Genomic DNA, 10,378 nt, shown 5'->3' on the forward strand with positions numbered 1-10,378 from the left:
ATCGGTGGGGGAGGAAGCGGTGCGGGTGGGGATCGGTGCGGGAGGGGATTGGTGCGGTTGGAAACGGTGCGGGTGGAAGCGGTGCGGGTGGAGATTGGTGCGGGTGGAAACGGTGCGGGTGGGGATCGGTGGGGGGTGGGGATCGGTGGGGGAGGAAGCGGTGCGGGTGGGGATCGGTGCGGGAGGGGATTGGTGCGGTTGGAAACGGTGCGGGTGGAAGCGGTGCGGGTGGAGATTGGTGCGGGTGGAAACGGTGCGGGTGGGGATCGGTGGGGGGTGGGGATCGGTGGGGGAGGAAGCGGTGCGGGTGGGGATCGGTGCGGGAGGGGATTGGTGCGGTTGGAAACGGTGCGGGTGGAAGCGGTGCGGGTGGAGATCGGTGCGGGTGGAAACGGTGGGGGAGGAAGCGGTGCGGGTGGAGATCCGTGCCGGAAGAGATCGGTGCGGCGGTACGGGACGTGCGACTGCCGGGCGGCCCCCTGTGCGGGTGGGGGCCGCCCGGCCGGGGCCCCGTCGTCAGGTGACGGAGCCGCGTACGCGGACCTTCGAGCGACTCCGCGGGGGAGCGGTGCGGTACCGCGCCCCTTCAGGGGCGCGGGGAACTGCGCGACCAGCCACACACGGCCCGCAGACATGAACCGCCCGACCCGCGGAGCGCCCGGCGGGGGCTATTCGAGAAGCTCCGCGTACGAGCCCATGGCCAGGGCGATGTCCGCCTGGGCCCAGAACCGGTGATACGTGAACACGGGCGCGGCTCCGCCCGCGAGATAGCTCTCGATCTTCGACCAGGCCGGGTCGCTCTTGTAGAAGGACCGCAGCGAGGCGAACGTCGAGGAGGAGTTGATCGTGTCGCCGTTCGGCATCTTGCCGCTCCAGCCGCTCGGGACGTACACGCTGTCGTCGAAGCGGTTGTAGTCGGCCCGGGTCTCCGGGACCGCGATGCCGAGGGCGTCCTGGTTGTTGGTCCACATGCCGTCCAGGAGCGCCTTGGCGGTCGTCTTCGCCTCCGTGTCACCGGACTTGGCGGCGTAGTACGTCAGGGTCTTGGCGTACGCGGCCGCCACGCCGACGTCGTTGGTGTAGTCGGCGACGGTGACGTGAAGTCCCGTGTTCGCGCCGGGACTTGACGCGTTCCAGGTGTCGGGCTGGCCCGACCACTGGAGGGTGGAGGGGATCCGGAAGGTGCCGTCCGGGTTGATCGTGGTCTTGGACAGCGCCCAGTCCACCCACTTGTCGAGAACCGCCTTGGCGCTCGCGTTCCCGGTCTGCTGGTAGTACTCGGCGACCCGCTCCATCGACCACGCCTGGAAGCCGAACCACTGGTTGGACGGCGGGTCGTGGTAGACGGGCTGCTGGTCGTAGTACATGCCGTAGAACGTCGAGGCGCCGGCCGGGGGAGTCGCGTAGCGGCCCGCCCAACTGTTGGTCGCCCCACCCGCGATGGCGCCCTCGCTGGACTGCAGCCAGCGGTAGAACTCCAGCTGCCGGGTCAGCGACTTCGCCCAGTCCGCCTGGCCGGTCGCCGACTTGGGCTTGAGGTCGGCGTAACTGCTCAGCGCGTAGGCGGCCAGCGGGTTCTGGTAGCCGCCGTGGGTGTGGCTGGAGCCGATGCGCCAGGCCCAGCCGGCGCTGGTGTCCGTGGCGCCGCCCCAGGCGTAGTACCAGGACAGCAGATAGTGCGAGGCGTCCTTGCCGGTGCCGGCCGCGCAGGCGGTCGGTCCGACGCAGTTGCCGATCTTCTTGAAGTACTTGTCGTACATCGCGTAGCGCAGGTAGTCGCCCATCTTCGCGGCCTTGCCGACGGCCGCGGAGACGGCACTGCCCTTGCCCTGCGCCTTGGCCCAGATGTCCGCCCAGTACGCGGCCTGCACGACCCGTGCGTCGGCGTCGGGGGCGTCGGTGTACTTCCACTGCTTGGCGTAGGAGGAGTCACCGGTGAACAGGTCCAGGTAGCCGTTCGTGCCGCCGTACTTGAAGGCGTCGCAGGTCGGTTGCGGAACCGTTTCCCACACCGATTCCTGCGCGCCGCGCTGGAAGGTGTTGATGTAGGACGGGCCGGTGTCCGTCGGACCGGCCTCGCACTTGCCGGGCGCGTTGCCGTAGCCGTAGGTGTTGTCGACGTCCTGCAGCCAGTGCATGCCGTAGACGTCGTCCGTGCCGTAGGCGGACTTCAGCTCACCGGCTATGGGATCCGAACCCACGGACACTCCGGTGTCCAGCTTCGCCGGATACTCGTTCGGGGTGTCCAGCTCGGGCGCGTAGGTAGCCGGTTTCGACGCGTTGTAGAACGAGTTCGTCGGCTGGTCGGCGTGGGTGGGGATCATGTACTTCTCCATGATGTCCCAGGCGCCGTTGAACTTGGTCCAGTCGCCGGTGATCTTCCCGTACATCGCCTGCAGCCAGAGAAGGTAGCTGTAGGCCTCCGACGTCGTCTCGTGCCCCTGGTCCGGAGCCTCGACGATCAGCGTCTCGACCGAGTGGTACGGGATGCCCTCGGGGGAGAAGTAGCCGTTCGCCGGGTTGGTGATCTTGCCGTAGAGGTCGAGGAACCGGGCGTCGTACGCCTTGGCGCCCGCGATCTCGGTGGCCGTCACCGAGGCCTTGGCGTGCCCGGTCGCCGTCGACTCGAAGGTCGCGGCGCCCGTGCCGGAGGCGTTGGCCGTGACGGTCACGTTCTGGGCGGTGCTCCAGTTCGACGGCGTGAAGGTGAGGCTTGCGCCGCCCGTCACGGTCAGGCCGGTGTTTCCGGCGGTGCGGGCGGTCGTGACGGTCACATTGGCCGACGGCTGGGTCGACAGCTTCAACGAGTACGTGCCCGTCTTGCCCTGCTGCACGGCCAGTTGGCCGGTGGAGGCGACCACGGCCGGTCCCGAGGCCACCGTGATGCCGACCGGGGTCGACGACGCCGACGCCCCCAGGCTGTCGTAGGCCTTGGCGACCAGGGAGTGGCTGCCCACGGACAACCCCGAGGCGGACAGGGAGTACGGCGCGCTGGTGTCCGTGCCCAGCAGGGTCGTGTCGTCGTAGAACTCGATCTTGGTGATCGTCGCGCTGTCGGCGGCAGCGGCGGTCGCCGCGAGCGGCACCGCGTCCCCCTGCGTGTAGACGGCGCCCGCGGTCGGGCTGGTCAGCACGGTGACCGGCGGCTGGTGCGCGCCGGCGCAGGTGGTGCCGTTGACCGCGAAGCTCGCGGGAGCGGCGTTCGTGCCGCTGTAGGTGAACTGCCCACCCGTGCTGACCGCCGCGCCGGCGGCGATCGTCGCGTTGTACGAGGCGTTGTTCACCGTGATCTGCTGACCGGACTGCGACCAGCTGCCGTTCCAGCCGTTGGTCAGCTTCTGGTTGCCCGCGTAGGAGTACGTCAGGGTCCAGCCGCTGATCGGGTCGGCGCCCCGGTTGGTGAGGGTCAGATCCGCGGTGAACCCGGAGCCCCAGTCATTGGTCTTGTAGTCCACGCTGCACTGAAGTGCCGCCGCCTGGGCGGGAGTTGTGCTCGTGCTCAGCATGGCCAGGGGAAGCGCGAGGGCCGCCACGACGGCGGTCCACAGGCGCCGCGCCCTGCGGCGTCTGCGTGAAAGATCCATGATGCTGGTTCCTCCTTGCGGCTCGGAGAAGTGGGGGGAGGAGCAACAAGCCTTGAACCAGTGGGAGCGCTCCCATAGTGAGGATGGGGGTGAACGCGGTCAAGGTGCTTGAAGAGTCGAAAAGATTCGACGTCGTCAGTTGAGGGAAAGTCAGTGACGCCCCTGTTCTTTGCCACCGCTTGGCGCTAACTTCGAGACACCAGTGGGAGCGATTCCATCAGTCGACGCGTCCGCCACGACGCGCCTGAGCTGCAAGGAGTCGCTCATGCGACACCCCCCGCGTTCAGTACTTTTAGCCGTCGTCGGCACGGTCGCCCTCGGGACGGGCGTGACCCTGCCGGTCATGACGGCTCAGGGAGCCACGCCCGCCTGCACGGTGGAGTACTCCGTCACCAGCCAGTGGGACGCCGGCTTCCAGGCTGCCGTGAAGATCACCAACAATGCGGCGGCCATGGGCAGTTGGAGCCTCACGTTCGACTTCTCGGCCGGTCAGAAGGTCACCCAGGGCTGGAGCGCCAAGTGGTCCCAGTCGGGTACGGCCGTCACCGCCGCGAACGAGAGCTGGAACGGCTCCCTCGGCACGGGCGCGAGCGTCAGCGCGGGCTTCATCGCCTCCAAGGCGGGCGCGAACACCGCACCGACCACGTTCAAGCTCAACGGCACCACCTGCAACGTCGACACCGAACCGACCCCCACGCCCACCCCCACCACCCCGCCCACGACCGATCCACCGGACACCGGTAGCGCGCCGCCCGTGCTGCACGTCGCGGGGAACAAGCTCGTGGACGCCGGCGGGAAGACCCGTCGTCTGCTCGGCGTGAACCGCTCCGGCGGCGAGTTCATGTGCGTCCAGGGGCGCGGCATCTGGGACGGACCGGTCGACGACGCCGCCGTCAAGGCGATCGCCGACTGGCACGTCAACACCGTCCGCATTCCGCTCAACGAGGAGTGCTGGCTCGGCCTGTCGAACATCAACTCCGCTTACGGCGGTGCCAATTACATCAACGCCGTCAGGGATCTGGTGGCCCGCGTCAAGGCGCACGGCATGACGCCGATCGTCGAACTGCACTGGAACTACGGCCAGTACACGGGCAATTCGGCCGGCTGCTCCGACGTGCACGCCAGCTGCCAGAAGCCGATGCCCGACATGCAGTACACGCCGTCGTTCTGGGCCTCGGTCGCCAACACCTTCAAGAACGACCCGGCCGTCGTGTTCGACCTGTTCAACGAGCCCTACCCGGACCGCGCCACCTCCACGACCACCCAGGCGTGGCAGTGCTGGCGGGACGGCGGAACCTGCCCCGGCATCGGGTACGAGGTCGCCGGCATGCAGGATCTCGTCGACTCCGTACGGGCGACCGGCGCCAAGAACGTGATCCTGGCCGGCGGACTCGCGTACTCCAACGACCTCAGCCAGTGGCTGACGTACAAGCCCACCGACCCGACCGGCAATCTGGCAGCCGCGTACCACGTCTACAACTTCAACACCTGTGCGAACGAGAGCTGTTGGAACTCGACGCTCGCCCCGGTCGCCGCTCAAGTCCCGCTGGTGGCAGGGGAGATCGGCGAGAACACCTGCTCACACGGTTTCGTCGACCGGGTCATGAAGTGGTTCGACGACCGCGGACTGTCGTACCTGGGCTGGACCTGGAACACCTGGGACTGCTCCACGGGCCCGTCCCTGATCTCGGCTTACGACGGGACGCCCACGGCGTACGGCACCGGCCTGCGCGACCACCTGCGCGCACTCGGGCTCGACGGATAGGCGCCACCGGGACATCTCCACCGAACAGATCCACCGAACAGATCCACCGAACAGATCCATCGAACAGGTCCATCGAAGGAACAGAACGGAAAACACCCGCGACCAAGAAGGAAACCCGCACTCATGAGCCGTAGCAGAACAGCGGTACTCGCCGCGCTGGCGCTGGTCGCCGGCGCCTCCGGGACGGCGCTCGCGGTCGTCCCCGGCGATCCGGGCATCGCCGCCATCCCGTGCAGCGTCGACTACAAGGTGCAGAACGACTGGGGCACCGGCTTCACCGCCGCCGTCACGGTGACCAACAACTCGGCGGCGAAGTCGAGTTGGTCGGTGAAGTGGGCGTACGCCGGCAGCCAGAAGGTCACCAGCGGCTGGAACGCGAAGATCACCCAGTCCGGTACGGCCGTCACCGCCAACAACGAGACCTACAACGGGACGCTGGCGACCGGCGGTTCGGTCAGCTTCGGATTCCAGGGCACCTACAGCGGCGCCAACGCCGTCCCGACCACGTTCACCCTCGACGGCGTGACCTGCAACGTGGACAGCGGCACCGGCGGGCCCACCGATCCCCCCACCGACCCCGGCACCCCGTCCAGCAAGGTCGACAACCCCTACGCCGGCGCCAAGGTGTACGTGAACCCCGAATGGTCGGCGAAGGCCGCCGCCGAGACGGGCGGCAGCCGCATCTCCAACCAGCCCACCGGCGTCTGGCTCGACCGGATCGCCGCCATCAACGGTGTGAGCGGCGGCATGGGCCTGCGCGCCCACCTGGACGCGGCCCTCGCCCAGAAGGGCAGCGGCGAGGAAGTCGTCCAGCTGGTCGTCTACGACCTTCCCGGCCGTGACTGCGCGGCTCTCGCCTCCAACGGCGAGCTCGGCCCGACGGAGATCGACAAGTACAAGACGCAGTTCATCGACCCGATCGCGGCGATCCTCGCCGACAGCAAGTACGCCGGGCTGCGGATCGTCACCACGATCGAGATCGACTCGCTGCCGAACCTCGTCACCAACACCGGCAGCCGGCCCACCGCGACCGCGGCCTGCGACACCATGAAGGCCAACGGCAACTACGTGAAGGGCGTCGGCTACGCGCTGAACAAGCTCGGCGCGATCCCCAACGTCTACAACTACATCGACGCCGGTCACCACGGCTGGCTCGGCTGGGACGACAACTTCGCCCCCTCCGCCCAGGTCTTCTACCAGGCCGCCACGGCCGAGGGCGCGACCGTCGACGACGTGCACGGCTTCATCACCAACACGGCGAACTACAGCGCCCTGAAGGAGAACTACTTCACGATCAACGACTCCGTGGCCGGCAAGTCGGTCCGCGAGTCCAAGTGGGTGGACTGGAACCGTTACGTCGACGAGTTGTCGTACGCCCAGGCCTTCCGCAACCAGCTGATCTCGACCGGCTTCAGGTCGAACATCGGCATGCTGATCGACACCTCCCGCAACGGCTGGGGCGGTACCGCACGGCCCACCGGGCCGGGCGCCACGACCAGCGTGGACACCTATGTCAACGGCGGCCGTTACGACCGTCGCATCCACATCGGCAACTGGTGCAACCAGTCCGGCGCCGGCCTCGGTGAGCGGCCCAAGGCGGCTCCGGCCGCCGGGATCGACGCGTACGTGTGGATGAAGCCGCCGGGCGAGTCCGACGGCTCCAGCTCCGCCATCGCCAACGACGAGGGCAAGGGCTTCGACCGGATGTGCGACCCGACCTACACGGGCAACCCGCGCAACGGCAACAGCATGTCGGGGTCCCTGGCGAACGCCCCGCTGTCCGGGCACTGGTTCTCGGCCCAGTTCCAGCAGCTGATGCAGAACGCGTACCCGCCGCTGTAGGTCGGCTGGTGCAACAGGCCGCACGGCGGTGATCCGCACGGCGGTGAGTTGAGGCGACGGTGATCCGTCGGGGTCGATCAGCCCTCCCGGGCCGGGCCCCGGCGGATCACCGGCTCGAAAGAGCTTGCCGTCCGCATTTCTTTTTTTGCCGTCCCGGCAACAGGAGTGGCCCTCCTCCGGTGCGTCGGCGCACGCTGACGGCACACCGGAAGAGAGGCTGACCACCATGGCGCACGATTCGCACGCATCCCACGGCGACCAGCACACCCAGGACGACGACCACGGTTCGGGGCACGGGCACGGGCACAGTCACGGGCACGGCCACCACACCGACATCGACTGGGCCGCGATGGCCCCGCACCTGGAAGCGCAGGCCGAGCTGTTCACCCCGTTGTACGAGCGCGCCCTGTCCTGGCTGGGCAAGGAGGTGACCGAGCCGGGGCTGATCGTGGACGTGGGCAGCGGACCCGGCGTCATCTCCTGTCTGTTCGCCGAGACGTTCCCGGGGGCGAGGGTCATGGCGGTCGACGGCTCCGCGCCGCTGCTGGACCGGGCCCGGCAGCGGGCCGACCGGCTCGGGTACAGCGACCGCTTCGACACTCTGACCGGCGAACTCCCCGGTGTACTCGACGAGTTGGATTATCCGGCCGACCTGATGTGGGCCGGCCGCAGTCTGCATCACCTGGGCGACCAGCGCGCCGCGCTGACCGCCTTCGCGGAGCGGCTCGCGCCGGGCGGAACCCTGGCGATCATGGAGGGCGGTCTGCCGGCCCGGTTCCTGCCGCGCGACCTGGGCTTCGGGCGACCGGGTCTGGAGGCACGGCTCGACGCGCTGGAGTCCGAGTGGTTCGCGCGGATGCGGGCCGACCTGCCCGGCTCCGTCGCCGAGACCGAGGACTGGGCGGCGCTGCTCGGCGCGGCCGGCCTCAAGCACAACCGCACCCGCAGCTTCCTGCTCGACCTGCCCGCTCCTGCCTCCGACCGGGCCCGCGCCCACATCGTCGAGTCCCTGTCCCGGTTGCGGGACGTGTTCGGCGACACCCTCGACCCGGACGACCGCGCCACGCTCGACCGGCTGCTCGACCCCCAGGACGAGCAGGGAGTGCACCGAAGGGCGGACGTCTTCGTGCTCGCGGCTCACACGGTGCACACGGCGGTGAAAGCGGTTTAGAAGGCCGCTCTGGATCAAGTCCGTTGGTTGGGGCTTGACTTGGAGAGTGCTCCAACTGATGAACTGCGACCCACGCAACGCAGGCATCGCTAATGGGGGCACGTCATGAGCAACTCTTCCGGCACATCGGATTCTCCGGTCGCGCTGATCACCGGGGGCGGCAGCGGCATCGGGGCGGCCGTCGCGCGGCAGCTGCTGGACGCCGGACACCGGGTCACCGTCATGGGCCGCGGCGAGGAACGACTGCGTGCCTTCGCCGCGGAACTCGGTGACCCGGACGGGTTGTCGACGGTGGCCGGGAACGCCGCCGACTACGACTCCGTACAGGCGGCGGTCGACCGTACGCTCAAGGACTTCGGCCGGCTGGACACAGTCGTCGCCAACGCGGGGACCGCCACCCACGACTCGGTCGCCGAGGGCGACCCGGCCGGGTGGACCGACATGGTGCTGACCAACGTCCTCGGGCCCGCGCTCCTCGTCCGGGCGTCGATCGACGCGCTGAAGGAGACACGGGGACGGATCGTGCTGGTCGGCAGCGTCGCCGGTTTCGTGCACACGCCGGGCAACATCTACGGGGCGACGAAGTGGGCGGTGACCGGTCTCGCGGAGAACACCCGCCGTCAGGTCACCGAGTGGGGCGTCGGCGTGACGCTGATCGCGCCCGGCCGGGTCGAGACCCCGTTCTGGGACGGCTATGGCAGCCTGCCGCCCGGCCACCTGCTCACCGCCGACCAGATCGCCGACACCGTGGTCTGGGCGATCCGGCAGCCCGCGGGCGTCGACATCAACACCGTCGTCGTACGGCCGGTCGGGCAGCCCAACTGACGGGCGCGGGCGACGAACCCGACCGACGGGCCCGTCCGACGTGTCGAGGGCGCCCCCCTGATCAGGAGGGCGCCCTCGACACGTGCGGGGAAAGCTCAGCCCAGGTCGAACGTACCCGGGTCCGGACCGATGCGCCGGTCCTCGTTCAGCGCGCTGATCGCCGCCAGGTCCTCGGTGTCCAGGCTGAAGTCGAACACCTCGATGTTCTCCTTGATCCGCGACGGCGTCACGGACTTCGGGATCACGACATTGCCGAGCTGGAGGTGCCAGCGCAGCACGACCTGGGCCGGGGTGCGGTTGTGCTTCTGGGCGATCGCCACGATCGCCGGGACCTCCAGCAGGCCCTTGCCCTGGCCGAGCGGGGACCAGGCCTCGGTGGCGATGCCCTGGTCCGCGTGGAACGCGCGGGAGGCGTGCTGCTGCAGGTGCGGGTGCAGCTCGATCTGGTTGACCGCCGGGATGACCGACGTCTCACCGATCAGCCGCTCCAGGTGCTCCGGCAGGAAGTTGGACACGCCGATGGCCCGTACCCGGCCGTCCGCGAGGAGCTTCTCGAACGCCTTGTACGAGTCGACGTACGTGTCACGAGCCGGCAGCGGCCAGTGGATGAGATACAGGTCCAGATAGTCCAGGCCGAGCTTCTCCAGGGAGGCGTCGAACGCGCGGAGCGTCGCGTCGTACCCCTGGTCGCTGTTCCAGAGCTTGGTGGTGACGAAGATGTCCTTGCGGGGCACACCGGAGGAGGCGATGGCCTGGCCGGTGCCCTCCTCGTTGCCGTAGATCGCCGCTGTGTCGATGCTGCGGTACCCGGCCTCCAGGGCGGTGGAGACCGCCTGCTCCGCCTCGTCGTCCGGCACCTGCCAGACGCCGAAGCCCAGCTGGGGCATCTCCACGCCGTTGTTGAGGATGATCGGGGGGACCTTGCTGCTCACGAGCTCTTGATCCTTCGGTTGTCCGTCAAAGTGGTACTGCCATCGTCAACGATCACGGCGGCCATCGCATTCCTGACGCCCGATCCTGCCCCCGATCGCGTTGCGGGTGCCCGCCGGAAACCGTTTCACACCGGTGCACACTCATCCGAAACCGCCAGGACCTGTCCTAGGAGTTGTCTTCAAATGTCACGCCCACATCAGGAGCGAGGCGAGCGTGACAGCTGCCTGGTAGGACTCGGCGGTCTTGTCGTAGCGGGTC

Annotated in this window: 6 protein-coding genes; 4 read left to right on the plus strand and 2 right to left on the minus strand. The window is 68.6% G+C overall.

The annotated features are described in order from the left end of the window. Positions 1-668: 668 nt before the first annotated feature. Positions 669-3,584, minus strand: coding sequence for a glycoside hydrolase family 48 protein (locus tag ACIBAF_RS48620; protein ID WP_399473184.1), 2,916 nt, complete (start codon positions 3,582-3,584; stop codon positions 669-671). 265 nt (positions 3,585-3,849) lie between these two features. On the opposite strand from ACIBAF_RS48620, the gene ACIBAF_RS48625 reads away from it, so the two are divergent. The 4 genes from ACIBAF_RS48625 (at position 3,850) to ACIBAF_RS48640 (ending at position 9,187) form a co-directional block, all read left to right on the plus strand. Continuing rightward, on the plus strand, positions 3,850-5,349 hold the full coding sequence (locus ACIBAF_RS48625) for a cellulase family glycosylhydrolase (protein ID WP_399473186.1): 1,500 nt from the start codon (positions 3,850-3,852) through the stop codon (positions 5,347-5,349). Positions 5,350-5,472: 123 nt separating this feature from the next. Beyond that, positions 5,473-7,191, plus strand: coding sequence for a glycoside hydrolase family 6 protein (locus tag ACIBAF_RS48630; RefSeq protein ID WP_399473188.1), 1,719 nt, complete (start codon positions 5,473-5,475; stop codon positions 7,189-7,191). 226 nt (positions 7,192-7,417) lie between these two features. Next, positions 7,418-8,362, plus strand: a complete 945-nt coding sequence (locus ACIBAF_RS48635) for a class I SAM-dependent methyltransferase (protein ID WP_399473190.1) — start codon at positions 7,418-7,420, stop codon at positions 8,360-8,362. A 105-nt stretch (positions 8,363-8,467) separates the two neighbouring features. Further along, positions 8,468-9,187, plus strand: coding sequence for an SDR family oxidoreductase (locus tag ACIBAF_RS48640; protein WP_399473192.1), 720 nt, complete (start codon positions 8,468-8,470; stop codon positions 9,185-9,187). Positions 9,188-9,282: 95 nt separating this feature from the next. Here ACIBAF_RS48640 and ACIBAF_RS48645 read toward each other — a convergent pair whose 3' ends face one another. Then, positions 9,283-10,119 (minus strand): aldo/keto reductase, encoded by an 837-nt coding sequence (locus ACIBAF_RS48645; RefSeq protein ID WP_399473194.1) that lies wholly within the window; start codon positions 10,117-10,119, stop codon positions 9,283-9,285. Between the last annotated feature and the right edge of the window lie 259 nt (positions 10,120-10,378).

This window comes from Streptomyces sp. NPDC051677 (genome assembly GCF_044453465.1).
Taxonomy (GTDB): Bacteria; Actinomycetota; Actinomycetes; order Streptomycetales; family Streptomycetaceae; genus Streptomyces.